Raw genomic sequence first — 17,960 nt, 5'->3', positions numbered from 1 at the left:
TAGAAAATCCATCTACCGAATGGGTGTAAATATATCTATCTGTTTTTGGGTCATAAGTATAAGCAGAAAGGATACTCTTAGGGTCCTTCATTTGAACTTTCCCTATTGAATATCTTCTTTTTGTTGTATCCTGAACTGGTTCATTAACCTGAGCCAAAGACACAAAACCGCATAATAAAACTGCCCAAACAATACAAATTTTATGCATACAATTGGTTTTTGCTGTGCTTTATAAGCTTTTTAATGCTTGTTTAATAATCGATTCAACTGATGCCTCAGGATTTTCTTTTACAATTTTATCTATCACTTTTTCAGAAGCTTTTCTAACAAAACCTAAAACTTCTAATGCAGATAACGCTTCATCTCTATTTGTATTGCTTTGCGACACAGAAACTTCGTCTAAATCATACAACTTCAAAACTTTTTCCTTTAAATCCAAAATAACTCTTTGCGCTGTTTTACTTCCAATTCCCTTGATGGTTTGAATAGTAGTAACATCCCCAGATGCAATAGCGTGAGTAATTTGTTTTGGATCAAGCGAAGACAACATTGTTCGGGCAATACCTGCTCCAATACCAGAAACCGACAACAACAATTTAAATATTTCTCTTTCTGATTTCTCTACAAAACCAAAAATAGTATGTGCATCTTCTTTGATTTGAAGATGAGTAAATACTTTTATGAAATCAGAATTAGGAAGTAATGAAAAGGTGTACAATGATATATGAACTTCATAACCTACTCCTCCACAATCAATAACCAAATGTGTAGGTGTTTTTTCAACTAACTTTCCTTGTAAATGCGCAATCATCTAATGTTTATTTTTTGAAAAAGTTTAATTAAGATTGTTTTAGCCTCTCCTTAGCAACTTAAAAACAAGTTATTCATAACAACACTTTGTTACAAACGTGTACTTCCTTTGCATTGAAACATTTTTTTACTATTACATCTTTTTAATTCTAAAAAAATAGAATAGCAGTTTTATCTTATATACAAAGATAGAAGTCTTAACTTAAATAGTTAACATTTTATTAATTCTTTTAAAAAAACAAGGAAAATAATTCCCCAAAAAAAACCACTCAAAAGAGTGGCTATACAATATATCTGATTTAAAATATTCATTTTCTTTAAATCAAGATTGTGTTCCGTTTATATATGAATCTAATAACTGAATAGTTTCTTTTTGTTTTTCAATAATACATTTTACCACGTCTCCGATTGAAATCAGTCCAATAACTTTATCATCTTCTACAACAGGTAAATGTCTAATCCTTCTTGAAATCATCATTTCCATACAATTATCCAAATCATCAGTAGGCTGCACAGTAAACACATTACTCACCATGATTTCTTGAACCATAGTTGTCTTAGACGACTTATCTTTCAGAATAATTTTTCGGGCATAATCCCTTTCTGAGAAAATTCCTTTTAGCTGACCTTCTTCAATGACTAAGATTGCTCCAACATTTTTCTCACTCATTATTTTAATAGCGTCATATACGCTAATAGTAGAAACAACCGAATACACATCGTTTCCTTTCGTGCTTAATATTTGATTTACAGTCATATTAAAAAATTTAAAGAAATATAAATTTAAAAAAAAATAACATACAAACCTTAAGCTTATTACAAAAAAAACGATTAAAATAAATCTTCCGGCGAAGTCATTTTATTTAATTCCTGTTTCAAACTACAATTTAAAATCTGTAATCCCAATTGATAGGAAGCATTTACCCAGCCAAATCCTTCTTTGGCAATATAATCAAACTCTGTCCCCACATTACCATATTCAGCAAATACTTTATGGGAACTAATTTCTAAATCAAACTTTTCAGGAATGGTTCCATTGTATTCTACAGCATTTTTGGTAATTAACCAAAGCCATCTGTAGACCATTTCTTGTGCTTTATCCAAATAATTATAATTAATCAGTCCTTCCCATAATAACATTTGGTGTGGTGCCCACCCAAAAGGATAATCCCATTGTCTTTGCGGAGCATTTTCATGAGAATATGCAATACTGCTTGTTTTTGTACTTCCGGTAATCCCCCCTGTTTTTACAAATTTTGGCAAAGCAATTTCCAACAATTGTTTGGCTTGTTCCTCGCTGCACAATTTTGCCCACAAAGGGAAAAAGGTTGTTGCAGCCTCAAAAGGAAGCTGTTTTTTATTCACAAAGTCATAATCAAAATACATTCCTGCCTTTTCATTCCAACACAACTCATTCATTTTTTCTTTTCTGGCAAGGGCTTTTTGCTCCCATTGCTCAGAGGTGTGAACCAAATTATCTGATAAAAAAGCATTATCAAAATACTCTTTAATCAGGTAAGCGATATCTTTTTCATATTTATAAAGAAAACTGTTGATATCTACAGAATTTAAATTGGCACAGGTATTTATCAATCTATCGGTTGTATCATGTCCACTTTCTCTCAAACTACGGTCATGAACAAAATACATATCGAGTTCCGCATCAACTAATGTCCTGTTCAAATACTGTTTTTCAAATTCCCTAATAGGTAAGTTATATTTTTTAGCATACGAAATTAATACATCATCAAAGTGACCTGGTTCCACTTCAAAAGGCATTCCCACTCCATCTGCTTTATACCGATTCAAAGCTGTTGAAGTCAACCTTCCTCCTTGAACCATCCAAACGGTATTATATTCTAATATCACTGTTTCCAAATGCAGCCTCAACCAATTCAAATCAGGTATTTTTTGTTTGGATATATCAACCAGCAAAGAAGAGTATAACGGAGGCTGAGTCCTTGTTAAATAATAACTCCTGTTAGCATTTAAAATTTTACCATAATGAATGATTTGGTATCTAAAATTCTCAGCAATAGCCATGGCTTTATCCAATTGATTGTCTATTAACAATCCAACAGCAATAAAATAACTATCCCAGCCATACATCTCATTAAATCGACCACCGGGAACAACAAAAGGGACTCCCTGTAATTCTGATTTATTTTTTTCTAATGCCAGCGCTAAAATACCTGGTTTTGAATTTAAAGTATCCACATAATCCATTGTATAATTCTCTGGCAAAATGGCTACTTTAAAACTTTTTAATTCTTTTTCTAATTCTTGAAAATAAGCAACTCCTTGTTTATCTTTGGCCGAAACGTATAGTGTTGCAATATCATTAGATGTTTTTTCATCTTTTAGAATTTGTTCCAACCCTTTTTTATCAATTGTACGGGTGAGTTCATTCCAATAATCATCTCTTATCTTTCTCGATATTCTTTGAACAGGTTCTTCTATAATAGAATCTAAATCAACTTCTGCAGTTATTTCTCCTTTCTCTTTAAGTGTTGCCAATTCCTGAAGCAAATTAGACAAATGATAGGTTCCTTCTATAATTTGTTCTTTTTTAGATAATTCATCCACCAGAACAAATCTTTTAGGACCAAGATCGTCTTTTGTAATTTTTTTATCTTGATCAGTATCCTCTTGCTGCAAAAGTTCTCTGAATGTCTTTTCTATATTAAGTAAAATTTTCATTTTGAAACACTAATTACTATTAATGACTAAAGTTTTTAAACTTCAATTCCTGAGTATTATTTGAAGTAAGTTTTTTTAGAATAAAAAAAGAAACAAACAACAAGGACATCGGAATCAACGTATAATAAAATGCATTTTCCGGACCTTCATTTTTAAACAAATAACCAATAATTCTGGAACCGAGAGTCCCTCCCAAGGCAGAAAAAACCACAATCAAACCAGTCATGGAACTATGCATTTTTTGTGGTAAAGCGCTCAAAACAACCGAATTTAAAAGTGGGTAAATAGGCGCAATAAATAGTCCTACTAATGGAAATGCGAATCCTATCAAAGGAATATCACCAAGTGAATTAATTTCTTTCACTTCTAATCCAACAGCTTTAGGGAGAATAAAAATCACAATCAACATTGCAATTAGAATGCAAAAACTCAACACCCAAATCCAGTTGATTTTTTGTGTCAAAACACCGGCAAGAAGCCGTCCTATTGCCAAGGACACTGCCAATATACTTGCCATCATGATACTTATATTCTGCGGAAGATGCAGCACTTTACTATTAAAAGTAGGTAACCAAGACATGATTCCTTGTTCAATCATTACAAACAAAAAAGCACTAATTACAAAAACAATCGTTAAAAGCTTAGCCAATAGTTTCAACATTTGAGCAAAATCATCTGCTAAATTCACTCCTGGAATTTCCATCTGATTCTCAAATTTTGTAAAAAACAAAAACACAAAAGAAACCAATGAAATCCCTGCCAATAACCAATACACATTTAACCATGAATCAGGATTCGTATCTGAATTGAAAGCTGGAAACAAGAAATACGCTAATGCAATCCCTATCATAAAAACCCCTTCAATACTGCTCATCAAACTATTGTGTTCTTTTTGACTCTCTGTTACTGTTCCTATAAGAGAATAAACAGAAACTTTAATCAAAGCAAAAGAAACACCAACCGTTGCAAAAAGAATTTTAGCAGCTGTAAAAGAATTTCCAAAATACATACTAACACACGCTAAAGCAACTAATCCCAAACCAATAAGCATGGCTCTTTTGTATCCAATTCTAGGCAAAAAAGAAGCCACCAAAAAAGACACAATTGCTATAGGTAAATCCTTAAATGCTTCCAGAATACTGGCTTGCAATTCATCGACCCCATAATTAGCCTGAGACTTTAGAATTACAATTCCTACGCTATTTAGCAAAATTGCAAACACAAAATAATTGAGATACATAGCAATCTTAACGGTGCTTTTCTTCATTTTTAATCCTTTTTATAATTATGATTTCAATATTTTATGCAGCCACTACCGACTTGCAATTTTAAATTTTGGATACATTATGAGATTCAAAAACTCATATTATTTGTGATCCCATTCTCTGTATGCTGTATTGTAAAACCAGTAGTTTGAAGATTTGCCTTTAAGTGTACAACTGCATCACCATTTACCCATTTGATATCTATAACTTCGTCAATAGTATCATTTATTTCTACTTGACCTAAAAATGCATTTGAGGTATTTCTTAAACGAATAATTTCTAATTGTTTTTTTACAACTTCTGTTTCTAACCCTCGCTCAATGTCGAGCATTGATAATGTGGTACGATTAATTTCCTTATGACCTGCACTACCACCATTATCTGCCGCTTCATAATTATTTTTACCCGCAAAAATATCCAGATACCAAACCTGTGGTATTCCCGGCATAAACATTTGAATGACTCTGGCAAGAAGTAACTTTTGTTCCTCTTCACCAAGAGCACTAAAAAATGTCGCATTTATTTGATAATAAGAAATCTTCTTTCCTGATGGATCGTAAAGATTTTTTACGCGACCACCACGTTCCATGATTTTGTTCATGATACTTTCTATCTCAGCATCTTCCAACAATCCTTTGTTGTAAACTCCATTTACCTCCTTGCCTTTCAAATCCAGAACAGGAATTCCATCATGACAACCAAGCATGTTTACTGTTTTGTATCCTTTAGCTACAATTTCTTTAGCCCAACTTAATAACGCTTTACTTGTTTTATTTTCAATTGTATGTATCGTTAGACCAGGTAAGAAAAAGTCATAGATATAATATCCTTCATTGGCCACTTCATCATGTAAATGCAAACCATACTCCGCATGAATTTCTGGTAACAGTATCAAGTCGTTTTTTTGCGCTATTTGTTTGATACGCTCTAAATATTCCCAAGTTCCCGGTTTATTAAAAAAATTAGATTCCCCTACTTGTTTATGCAAATAAGCAAAAGCATCTAAGCGAAGAATATTACAACCGTAACCATTTAATTTTTTTAATGTTTCTTCATAGAAATCCCATACTAAAGGCGATGTAGCATTGACATCCATTTGTCCTAAGTAAGAACGCTTTTGTTCTACAATTGCTACAATTTCTTGTTTTAAAGCACTGCAATCTTCAAAATTAACGGTCGTAAAATCCTGATTATGGGCTATCGCTTCATTAATTTTAGTAACTATAAATAAACTTTGCGCTTCAGTTAAGCCTTTTATATTTTGTAAATCCTGAACAGTAATTGGATTATAAGTTACTTGTTGATAAAAAGTATTCCAATAAGGTTGTTCTGTACCATCAGGAAAACGCACTTTTAATATTGGCAAACCTGACTTTCTCATAAACAGTTTATCTAGAAACTCTGGTTCAGGAATTACAATTCCATCATCATTTTTTATTCCATTTCCCTCCCAAAACTCATTCCAATTGATAAAAAAATCTTTGAATTTAGATTCATTTCCGTGTTGTAATAAATCTTTAAATTGAGGTGAAGCTACAGAAAGGTGGTTTAATACAATATCAAATTTCAGCTTTATATTAAGCTCATTTAAATCCTTTAAATCTTTTGGGTTTACTAAATCCTTATTTATATTGTAATCAATAATAGAAAAACCTCTGTCTAAATCACTATTAAAAAAGGTAGGCAATACGTATAACAAAGAAAATACATCCTTAAACTCGTTCATTTTAAGCATGTCAACTGTATCACTAAATTTTTCACCAATACTGTCTGGATATGCATTAAGCATTACTCCATTAATGATATTTTTATTATTCTGTTGCATTGTTTTTTATAAAAGTTTAGATAAGATATTGATGTTATCCGGTAATCGACCAACATTTTGCAGTTTTAAAGCTGCTAATTTTAACGCGATATCCAAACATTCATTAATTGTTTTTTTCTTGATATACGCAAATAAAAATCCAGACCAAAAAGCATCACCCGCTCCGGTGGAGTCCATAACTCTATCTATTTTAATAGCTGGCAATTGTATCACTTCTTTTCCTTTTTGAGATAATTTTACTCCTTTACTACCTAAAGTTAAGCAAACAGTATCTACTCCCTGATCGTGAAAAAATTGAAATATCTCTTCATGAGGAAGTTCCTTTTCAAAAAGACGCAACATATCATCTTCACTAATTTTTATTAAAGGATTGAATTGGCAATAGGTTTTGATAACCTTGAACGCTTTTTTTGACTCTTCCAAAGCTTTCTGGCATAATTTACATCAATACTTAATTTACAGCCTAAATCATAAGCTTCTTGAGCCTTTTTTAAAATTGTTTTTTGTGCAGGATTTTTGCTTAAGGCGAAACAAGTGGTATGAAATATAGTAGTATTAGATAATATTTCGCTTGAAATTTGTTCTTCATAAATGCAACAATCTGCTGCACGATATGGAATAAAATCTGGCGTCCCCTGAGATCTTGAAACAAAAATTACACTAGTCGATTTATCATCTAATATTTTAATGTGGCTTGTGTTTATACCAACACTAGTTAATCGTTCTGTAATGTAGGAACCAAAACCATCATTACCTACCGTTGCAACCATTATAGTATTTAAACCTAATCGTGTTGAATTCATTGCTACATTAGTAGGAGACCCCCCTAAATACCTATGATAATCTCTAGTCTCATTAATAAGAACACCTTCCTGATGTCCAATAAAATCTACTAGCACTTCTCCAACACAAAGGATATCTATTTTATCCATCTCATTATTTATTTGAATTATTCACTTAATTTTGCTTTTTTTGTTTTAATCAATAATGTACAGACAGCACTCAAAATCAATAATACCCCTGCAAAAGTTATTGCCAGTCTGGAGTCATTATTTAAAAAATGTTTTAGGATAAAACCAAATGAGAGATTTTGGATAATCATTGGGATAACAATCATCATATTAATAATCCCCATATATACACCATACCTTTCTTTGGGAATCTCAGAAACAACCAACAGATAAGGAATCCCCATCATACTTGCCCAACCTATCCCAAAACCGGTTATTGCAAAAAACAAAAAGTTCTTATCATGTATATTTGGAAAAGCTAAAAATCCAAGTGCTGCCAATAACAAACAGAAAGCATGAACCGTTTTAGGACTATATTTTTTAGTAAATCCAACTAAAGCAAAAGCCGAGATGAATGTGACCACATTATACCATCCGTTCACTAAACCAGTCCAGCTCACTGCTTCCTCATATGCTACAGGATTATTCTGAGGAGTAGCATTCCAAACGGATAAAGCGATACTTTTGGAAGAATTTTGCCAATAGCAGAATAATGCATACCATTGAAACAAATACACCAATGCCAGTTGCCACATTACTTTGGGCATTTCTCCAATGGCTGAAAAAATTTCTATCAATGGATCAAATAAGCCTCCTTTATTTTCCTTTAAATGAGCAAGTTCTTCTGCTGTGGGAGGAATTTCCTGTGTTGTTCTCATACTCCACCAAATTGTCCCAATAGAACAAATAGCCCCGAGAAAAAAAGAAGCATAAACCCAAGTGGGCAGAGACCCTGTTTTGCCAATAAAAATCATTGGAAAAATAAACAATGAAATATTAGCTAATGTTTGTCCAAAACCAGTAAAAAAGCTCTGCATTTGAAAACCTAAAGGCAATTGCTCATCATCTAATTTATCTGCAATAAAGGCTCTGTAAGGCTCCATCGCTGTATTATTACCAGCGTCTAAAATCCATAATAAACCTGCCGCCATCCATAATGAACTACTGAAAGGAAACAATAATAAGGCTATACTACACAAAATAGCTCCTATTAAAAAATAAGGTTTTCTCCTTCCCCATCTTGGGCTCCAGGTTTTATCACTTAATGCACCTATTAAAGGTTGAACTAATAATCCTGTCATTGGCCCCGCCAAATTCAACAAGGGTATTTGATCAGGGCTTGCCCCTAAAAAATCATAAATAGGATTTACCGCACTTTGTTGTAATCCAAAACTATATTGAATACCAAAAAATCCGACATTCATATTCCAGATTTGCCAAAAACTAAGTTTGTATTTATATCCCATTATTCCGACTATTTATTAAATGACATTAAATTATTTTTTTAAAATTAATTTAAAAAAAATAACATGGTCATTATTTAAAATAAAAAACGTTTTCGTTAAACCCGAAAACGTTATCGAAACATTAATAAAAATTTAAACTTAAGTTATTTATCTTCAAATGGAATAATAATTTTAGCCTCCCATTCTAACTCATTTCCACCATTAAATGGGTTAGCTAAAAAATGTTCTAAAACCCTATTTTGTAGTTTTATTTTATTTCGTTTTGCATAATCTAAAATGGCAAACCAAGCTCTATCTGATGTCCTATAATTCCCAAAATACGTTGCCTGAATACCTCTCATTGCTGGGATTTTTTTAAACTTAACATGTTGATCCGGAATATATTTTGTGTTTTTAGGTATTGGAAAACAATAATTAAATTTTAATAATTCTTTTTCCTGATTCCAATCAACAATTTCTAAATAGGGTCTAAATCCAATAATCTTAATTTTATTTCTATCCAAATAACCAACAATATCTATATCATTCATAATCATTTTCTGAGCTTTTTCCTGCAAAACACTTTCCATCGATATATAGGCAACAAAAATTTCTTCTGAAGTAGTTTCACCATCAATTTTCACTTTAAAATTACTGATATGTTCTACAAGACCTCTCTTGAAATTTCTAATTTTCTCTATTTGCTCTTCTGTAAATTTTGTTGAAATAAAAGGCACAGTCAACCTATTGTATATTGAATGATTTAAATCTTTTATACCAACAGTAACTGAAGTTACACTATCATTCAATGACTTTAATTCCCAGGTATAAACAAATTCCTCATTATCTTTTACCATTGATTGTTTTATGAAATCAAAATTTCTTTTTTCTAAAACAGTATAAATCTCATTTTGGTTTTTAGATTGAGCTGATGTCCATTCCGCAATCCCTTGAAAAATAGTTCCTGTAGCGGTATTAACTTTAAAAGTAATAGTATAATCCGATTGCTTTAATACAAAATACCATCCTAAAAAAGAAAGTAAAACTACAACTGACAACCTCTTTAACTTAGTATTCATTTTAATATGTTTGATTTATTTAGATTTAAAAAATTTGATTTTACTATTAATATAGTTTCCAATATTTGTTCCTTGGACTACACCATTCTCAATTGCGGCTCTGTAATGAATTCCTCCATACAACCTGCTAATAGATGCTTCCGAAGCTGCTTGTTTAAAGGATTGAAAACTTCTTTTTGGCAAACCAAAAGGGATTTCAGAATCATCAATATAACTGAAATTATCTCCAAAAATAGAGGTTAAAATAATGGACGAACAAGACGAAACGACAGAATGCCCACTGGTATATTCTGGAAAAGGAGGCGTTTGCAATTGTGGTTTCCAATTTTCATCAATATATAAATTAATATAGGTTTCTGGGCGAATCACATTGGTTCTGTATTTTTCATGCCAACAGCTAATAAAACTTTCAAAAATACCTATTGATGCTTTTGTATAAGCAAAAACCGTAGTCTCAAAATTTGATTTTGTTTTCTTTAAAGCAATCTTAGTAATATTGATCCAGTGTGCATCGGGTGTGTTTTTCTTTTTTGCAAACATCATGTGACCCTGTGTTACTGTCGCATACGGGTTGCAATCCCAAAAAGTAGCAATAGCTGATTCTTCCGGAATTACATTTGTCTTGGCGTTTTCAATGGCTAATAATTTTTTAGACATTTCATTACCTACATCATAGGTTTCTTTAGCTTCTTTGTAAAACAAAGAGTTTTTATCAGTAGAAAAAGGATGAGGCGCTTTTGGTTTAAATTGTGAAGCAGAATCCATTACTAAAGTTCGTATTTCTCCCCAATGTGGCTCAACTCCATCCATATAAGCGGGAGGAGTGGGTTGCCATCTTCCTGCTTGATCCGTATGAACAGAATACTTAGGAAAGGTTCGGGTTTGTTTGTAATTGTCTTTTCCCATCCACGCTTTAATTCTATCTACTACTTTTAGCGCATAGTCTTTTGATACTTCAAATTCTTTTTGGTTTTCGGAACCCCATTTTTCATACAAACTATCCCTATATTTTTCCAATGCTTGTTCTGAAAAAATAAGCTGTTTACTTATTTCCATGTGAGCAATCAAAGCTGCTAATTTTTGGTTGACTCCACTTTTAGGATCTAAAACTGGAATAGAATCCAATCCTTTTAACTGCCCCTGAAGACTTTCATATTTATTACTGTTTTGTGCAATAATCTCATAAGCTGCCACATTAGGATAAACATAAATTCTACTAGCCACAGGAGGAGAAAAAATATCATGAACCATAATTCCTGTTACTGTATCAACAGCTGAACAATAATCATTGGCTGTAATAACAATGGATTTTTCTTTTTTACAAGACGTTAAAAAAAGAATCACAATTCCTAAAAGAAAAATTTTAGCTTTCATTTTTATTATTTGATTGTTTTATTTTTTTTCATTGGAAGTTCATATACTTCTGCTTTTTTATTATTTACCGTCACCAACAAATAGTTTTTACCATTAAATGGAATAATATCTAAGTGACGTACTGCTTTTTGTGTCAAATCAATTCCGATTTGATTTCCTAAATAGATTGTTTTTTGATTTTTAATTAACGCTCCCGAAAAGCCATCAAATCGGCTATGATAGGGTGTCACACCAAAATAATTCCCTGCGGTAAATACTTCGTCTTGTCCATCTCCATCAAAATCAGCTTTTACAAAACTTGTTATAGGACTTACTTGCATTTTATTTGAAAAGGGAACAAAAGTAAATTTCCCCTTGTCATTTCTCAAATAGCCTGATTTTAAATTATGAACTTCATACAATTTTGCTTTTTCTAACATTTTGGTATCAAAAACTTCATCAACAGTTTTACCTGCAAAAGATTTATAGGTGTTGAATTTCTTTTTTAACATACCACTGAACTCTTCTGCTAATTCATCTAATCCCATTGTGGTATAGTATTTCCCATTTTTCTCAACAGTAACAATGGTTTCGAACATATCGTTAGTATCAAAATCATCATAATACATTTTCATGGGGAATTCTTGAGAAGCCTTAAATTTTGAATTCATCCCCCAATTACCCACTAAATAGTCTTGGTCACCATCATGATCAATGTCAAATGCACAAATAGACTGCCACAACCCATTTTGTTTTCCAGGCAAAAGATTTTCTGTAACTTCTTTGAAGATTCCTTTTTTATTGGCGAAAAATTTTGGTTTCATCCATTCCCCCACTACAATCAAATCTGGGGTTCCGTCATTATTAAAATCGGTAACTAACGCATTGGTAACCATTCCGATTTCTTCAAAAATCTTGTTTTGAACAATCGAAAAGACTCCTTTGTTATTATTTAACAAGTAACAATCCGGCATTCGTCCAAAACTATTATACTTTGAATTATTTCCGATGAATAAATCCAAATCACCATCTTTATCATAATCAATGGTTTTAATTACAGAAGCATTCATTGCTTTGGTGTCTGGAAAAGTACTCTTATTAAACGCATTTCCTAAATACAATCTGTGAACTAAATCAGCTGCATATTGCCCACTTCCAGATGCAACTATCAAATCATTTTGTCTATCTCCATTGAAATCAGCAATCACAGCCGACGCATCTTCATAAATGGAATCTGAGGAAATGGAATGGAATGTTTTTTTAGAAAATCCTTTTCCGCTTTGAAGGTAAACTGCGGCTAATTTTCCTTGCGAACCTCCAAAGAAAACATCTTCTTTACCATCATTATTCATGTCTCCAACAACAGTTGCAGGACCTCGATCAGAACGTTGATACGGTATCAGTTTTTGAGCTGTAAAATCAACAAAGTTATTTTCCTGATGTATAAAATCGAGTCCCAAATTATTGGCAACTTTTTTGAAAACAGGCAAAACCAAAGGATGTAATTTTCTATAATCAAAAGCTTTTCTACTATTATTGGCTTTTATAGTAAGAGTTTGATTTGTTTTTACATTTTTAAGGGTTTGAATCGTTTTATCTGGCCAAATTACCTGTATAGAATCTACTTTATTTATTTTCCCGTAGCCAAAATGAATTATCGGCTCTGAGCTCGATTGAAAACCACGAGTCGTTTGAATTTCTTTAAATTGTTTTTTGCCCTTTACATACGAAATCACTTTACTTCCAATTCCGAAAGTGTTCTTTCCGCCAAAACGCAATTTTAATTTCAAATAATGCGCTTTATCATTCGTCTTGTTAATATAGATTGAAGCAATATTGTTTAAATTATTAGTTACTACATCTAAATCCCCATCATTATCTAAATCGGCATAAGCACCACCATTCGAAATAATCGAATCATTTTCTATCCATTCCTTAGATTTGTTTTTAAATTGTAAATCTTTACCCCCTTGAAATACATAATTGGTTACATTACCTTTAGGCATTTTGTTCAACGCCTGTTTATCTAATAACTTAGTGGTGCTAAGTTTGGTTTTGACATTGTCATTTGAAAAATACTTTATGTAATCTAGATCATTTGGTCGTTTTGGAATTCCATTACAAATAAAAATATCTTGTTCCCCATCTTGATCATAATCCGCAAATAATGAACTCCAACTCCAATCTGATGCCGCTACTCCACTCAACAAGGCCGTTTCTGTATAGTGATTCCCTCCTTGATTGATTTGCAACATATTTCGGGTATACTGATAATGATACCCTAATCTTTCTGTTCTCACCTTCAACATTTGAGGATTATCATCACCGGCTGAAGATTTTAAAACTTTTTCATCCTCTGGCAACATATCTAAGGTTATTATATCTGGAAAACCATCGTGATTAATATCAGCCACATCAACTCCCATAGAGAATCGACTCGTATGTCCAAAATAATTTTTCATACATTCTGTAAATGTACCATCCCCATTATTCAAGTAATAATAATCGTCTTCATGGAAATCATTACAGATATAAATGTCTTGATTACCATCCAAATTAAAATCAGAAACTGCAATTCCTAAACCGTATCCGTTCGCTCCTCCAAAAATTCCTGCTTGCTCACTTACATCAACAAATTTACCAGCATCATTTCTAAATAATTTATCACCACTTTCATAATTTCTTTTATTTCGAATTTCTGCTTTACCATAAGATAATTCGGAGTGTATTGCGTGATTTAATAAATACATGTCTAAATCGCCGTCATTATCATAATCAAAGAAAGCCACTGAACTGCAATAATTATCAATATCCAAACCATATTCGGCGGCACTTTCGGTAAACGTATTATCTCCATTATTAATATACAATTCGTTATGACCTTCAAAACCATTAATACCAACGACCGCACAAACATAAATATCAAGATATCCGTCTCCATTGACATCAGCCATAATAGAACCCGTTTCCCAGTCACTTTCCCCTTCTACTCCTGCTTTTACGGAAATATCTTCAAAAACATTCCCTCCTTTGTTGAGATATAATTTATTTTTTCCCTGATTAGATGTAAAATAAATATCAACTAATCCATCATTATTAATATCTCCTAAAGCTACTCCACCACCATTGTAATAATACAAATAGTCTAAAATTGAAATATTTTTAGAAGCATCTAATTTATTATTAAACTTAACATTACTTTTTTCAGATGAAAGTTTTTCAAATAATTGATTTTCGTTTCTTGAGCAATTAATGAAAAGAAATGTAAACAGACCTGCTATAATAATTTTATTCATTACTTATAAATAGTTTTGGTGTATTATTATTTACAACAGCTAGTACAGCTATCGAATTGTTTTTAGATTTAATACATTTAATTTTTTGTACTTCTCCAGTTATAAATAATCCAGATTTATCATAGGGCAACCAAGAAAAATCACCTTTTTTATCTCCTAATAAGAGACTACCAAAACTGGCATCTAAACGATTATATTGTGGCTTATACTCGTATTGATTTCCTCCTAGAATTAGATCTAAATTCCCATCATGATTCACATCAGTAACACAAATAGTATTAACTGATGAAAGCTGGACAGGAGTTGGTAATTTTTTTACTTTAAAATTCCCTTTTCCATTATTTATTGCCACAACACTTTCCTGAATTACAGCCGTTTTTTTCAATGAACTGTTTATTACATCAGTAGAAAATATTTCCTGAACAGATTTTTTGGCATAATCTGCATAACTCAAATTTTTCTTCTTAATTGAAGGAATTTGTTTCGCCATTTCCTGTTTAAGATTAATAGGTTTATCCTTTCCATCTATATATCTGGTAGAAATTTGTTCAATAGTACCATTTCCATCAAAATCATTTGTAAACAATCTCATAGGGTTTTTAACCGTTGCTTTATAAGAAGTATTTGTACCCTTATTACCCAAAATTAAATCTTTTTTGCCGTCATTATTCAAATCCACACATTGTACTGAATTCCAAAAACCTGAAAACCCTGCCAAATTTGAATTAAATACTGCTAAACGTCTGCCAGTATTTTTAAAAATTTGTGGCGCCATCCAATCTCCTACAATTATCAAATCTTTCTTCCCATCATTATCGATATCCTCCCAAACAGCATCGGTAATCATTCCAACCGAATTCACCTTAAAGGCTTTTTTATCAATAACATTAACAAAATTTCCTTTTCCATCATTTTCCAACAAAAGATGTTTCGGATCTATTCCATATATTCCCGGTACACTTCTACTTCCAACAAAAACATCCATATCGCCATCATTATCAAAATCATAAGGTGTAACTACCGAAACATTGGTATTAGCTGTAGGTATTTTGGAAGTGGATTTAGTGAATATACCTTTCCCGTTGTTCAAATACAAGCGGTTAGAATAATTAGCAATATCAATATTTTCATTACCTCCCGACCCTACAAACAGGTCCAGATCTCCGTCATTATCGACATCAAAAAAACTTGCAGCTGTATCTTCAAAAGCAGAATCTAATTCAAATACTTTTTGATTGGTAATGGCAAAATTATTAGCAGCATTATTAAGATAGATTTTACCGGATTGTCCTTTTCCCCCTCCAATAAAAACATCTTCATTCCCATCACCATTAACATCACCAATTGCAAGTGATGGTCCCTCCTGAGAGAGCATTTTTGAAATTAAACCTTCATAATCAAAATCTATATAATCATTTTCCTTATGAGTTAAGAAATTTGTTTTAACAGACTTAAGTAAAGGTTTTGATTTATTCGCTTTTACCAAATAATTCGTTTTGGCATTTCCAATTGATAAGTTAAGTGTATAATTTTGACGTGGTTGCTTTACAATTTGAGTTTTCCCATTAGGCCAGATAACCTGCAAAGAATCAATTTTTTTAGTACCCAAACCAAATGTCATTACATAATCTACTGAAGATTGAAACCCTCTTGAAGGAATTAGTTCTTGACGAATAATCTCCTTCCCACTATACAATTCAACAACACTTCCAATAGCAAATGTATTTTGTTTATCTCCTTTTAATTTGACTTTAAGATAATGATTTGCTTTGTTTTTCTCTGAATTATTTCTATAAACAAACGATTCCATATTCACATTATTGACTACTAAATCTAAGTCGCCATCATTATCTAAATCCCCATAAGCAGCACCGTTTGAAAAACTTGGTGTAGCTAACCCCCAGTTAGTTGCTTTATTTGTAAAAGAAAGATTGCCGTTGTTTAGAAATGCATAATTAGAAATAGGCGTACTTGGCATTTTGGCAATTATCGTCTCCATTTCTTCTTTTTTACCCGTAACCACCATTTTTTGCATCAATTCATTAGCAAAAAAATCCATAAAATCCTGATTAGTCAAATCATTGTAAATACCATTACAAACATAAATGTCTTTGTAGCCATCATTGTTCATATCAAATATTAATGCTCCCCAACTCCAATCTGTTTTACTTACACCAGCATAATTTGCAATTTCAGTAAAGCGGTCTCCATCATTAAGCTGCAAGGCATTAGACATATATTGATTATAAAAATCCATGCTCAACTTACGAGTCAAAAGATCATAATTATCAAAACTTGTGGTATTTTTAAGTCGTTCATCTCCTTCAGGTAACATATCTGTTGTAAAAATATCACCCCGACCATCATTATTAATATCTGCAAAATCAGCTCCCATTGACGACTGACTAATGTGTGTAGTCATATCTTGGATTTTTTCAGAGAAAGTACCATTTGTATTGTTTATATATAAATAATCTCTCTCATAAAAATCATTTGAAATATAAATATCTGGGTATGTATCTCCATTAACATCACCTACAGTAACTCCTAAACCAAAACCAATTAGGCTTCCAAATATACCAGATTCTTCACTTACATCAACAAATTTACCCCCATCGTTTCTAAGCAATTTATCACCACCTCCTTTTAGAATTTCAGGTACATCCCAGTCTTTATCTCGTAGTTCACGTTTATTAGAGTAATTTAAAGAACTTACCGGAATAAAACTATTATTCAATATATAACAATCTAAATCTCCATCTTTATCATAATCAAAAAATGCTGCATGTGTAGTAATTCCTGTATCGGCTAAATTATATTCTGCTGCTTTTTCAGTGAATGTATTATTGCCATTATTAATATATAATTGACTTTTTCTGATTGCATCAATATTACTTCCGGCATCACATACATAAATATCTAAAAAACCATCGTTGTTAATATCAACCATAACCACACCGGTAGACCATGCTTTTTTCCCTTCAATTCCAGACTTAGCTGATATATCTTCAAATTTAAAATTACCTTTATTCAGATATAATTTATTTTTACCTTGATTTGAAGTAAAAAAAACATCGGCTAAACCATCATTGTTTATATCCCCAATAGCAACGCCTCCTCCATTATAAAAATTACGATATTTGAATATATTCATATTCTTCTCATTTTTAACCTCGTTTACGAATTGAATTCCTGTTTCAGAAGAATCTAATTTGCTAAAAAGTGTATCCTCATTATCTTTGGAACAACTCAAAATAGTATTTAATAAAATAAAAAGTAGAAGAATCCTGTACATTTTAAAATCGTTTAATTTATAATTAATTACACTTGCAATTTATGGATATTGTTATTCAAAAAAATAAAATTCACACAGAAATACTTATTTAATAGTAAAAA

Annotated in this window: 12 protein-coding genes; all 12 read right to left on the bottom strand. The window is 31.8% G+C overall.

Annotated elements, in window-relative coordinates; genetic code table 11:
• Nucleotides 1-229 precede the first annotated feature (229 nt).
• The 12 genes from ruvA to P5P90_RS11380 all read right to left on the bottom strand — a co-directional run bounded on the left by ruvA (nucleotide 230) and on the right by P5P90_RS11380 (nucleotide 17,859).
• Nucleotides 230-811, bottom strand: a complete 582-nt coding sequence (gene ruvA, locus P5P90_RS11430) for a Holliday junction branch migration protein RuvA (RefSeq protein WP_278034807.1) — start codon at nucleotides 809-811, stop codon at nucleotides 230-232.
• A 321-nt stretch (nucleotides 812-1,132) separates the two neighbouring features.
• Nucleotides 1,133-1,567 carry a CBS domain-containing protein gene (locus tag P5P90_RS11425; protein ID WP_278034806.1) on the bottom strand — a complete coding sequence of 145 codons (435 nt, stop codon included), beginning with the start codon at nucleotides 1,565-1,567 and terminating at the stop codon, nucleotides 1,133-1,135.
• 74 nt (nucleotides 1,568-1,641) lie between these two features.
• Nucleotides 1,642-3,510, bottom strand: coding sequence for a trehalase family glycosidase (locus P5P90_RS11420; RefSeq protein ID WP_278034805.1), 1,869 nt, complete (start codon nucleotides 3,508-3,510; stop codon nucleotides 1,642-1,644).
• Between the two features lie 19 nt (nucleotides 3,511-3,529).
• Complete coding sequence (locus P5P90_RS11415; protein WP_278034804.1) at nucleotides 3,530-4,777, bottom strand: MFS transporter; 1,248 nt, start codon at nucleotides 4,775-4,777, stop codon at nucleotides 3,530-3,532.
• An 86-nt stretch (nucleotides 4,778-4,863) separates the two neighbouring features.
• Complete coding sequence (locus P5P90_RS11410) at nucleotides 4,864-6,600, bottom strand: alpha-amylase family protein (RefSeq protein ID WP_278034803.1); 1,737 nt, start codon at nucleotides 6,598-6,600, stop codon at nucleotides 4,864-4,866.
• 6 nt (nucleotides 6,601-6,606) lie between these two features.
• A complete protein-coding gene (locus P5P90_RS14220) occupies nucleotides 6,607-6,942 on the bottom strand; it encodes a carbohydrate kinase family protein (RefSeq protein WP_340696399.1) in 336 nt (111 codons plus the stop codon).
• Nucleotides 6,943-6,962: 20 nt separating this feature from the next.
• Entirely contained in the window at nucleotides 6,963-7,532 is a 570-nt protein-coding gene (locus P5P90_RS14215) for a carbohydrate kinase family protein (RefSeq protein ID WP_340696398.1), read from the bottom strand.
• A gap of 17 nt (nucleotides 7,533-7,549) precedes the next feature.
• Nucleotides 7,550-8,857, bottom strand: a complete 1,308-nt coding sequence (locus P5P90_RS11400) for an MFS transporter (protein ID WP_278034802.1) — start codon at nucleotides 8,855-8,857, stop codon at nucleotides 7,550-7,552.
• Nucleotides 8,858-9,000: 143 nt separating this feature from the next.
• A complete protein-coding gene (locus P5P90_RS11395; RefSeq protein WP_278034801.1) occupies nucleotides 9,001-9,915 on the bottom strand; it encodes a GyrI-like domain-containing protein in 915 nt (304 codons plus the stop codon).
• Nucleotides 9,916-9,930: 15 nt separating this feature from the next.
• Nucleotides 9,931-11,289, bottom strand: coding sequence for a vanadium-dependent haloperoxidase (locus P5P90_RS11390; RefSeq protein WP_278034800.1), 1,359 nt, complete (start codon nucleotides 11,287-11,289; stop codon nucleotides 9,931-9,933).
• A 5-nt stretch (nucleotides 11,290-11,294) separates the two neighbouring features.
• Nucleotides 11,295-14,564, bottom strand: coding sequence for a VCBS repeat-containing protein (locus P5P90_RS11385; RefSeq protein WP_278034799.1), 3,270 nt, complete (start codon nucleotides 14,562-14,564; stop codon nucleotides 11,295-11,297).
• On the bottom strand, nucleotides 14,557-17,859 hold the full coding sequence (locus P5P90_RS11380; protein ID WP_278034798.1) for a VCBS repeat-containing protein: 3,303 nt from the start codon (nucleotides 17,857-17,859) through the stop codon (nucleotides 14,557-14,559). The genes P5P90_RS11385 and P5P90_RS11380 overlap by 8 nt, the downstream gene beginning before the upstream one ends.
• Between the last annotated feature and the right edge of the window lie 101 nt (nucleotides 17,860-17,960).

This window comes from Flavobacterium nitratireducens (assembly GCF_029625335.1).
GTDB lineage: Bacteria > Bacteroidota > Bacteroidia > Flavobacteriales > Flavobacteriaceae > Flavobacterium > Flavobacterium nitratireducens.
Note: the sequence above shows the minus strand (reverse complement) of the source record. Positions and strands in the feature narration are given on the sequence as shown.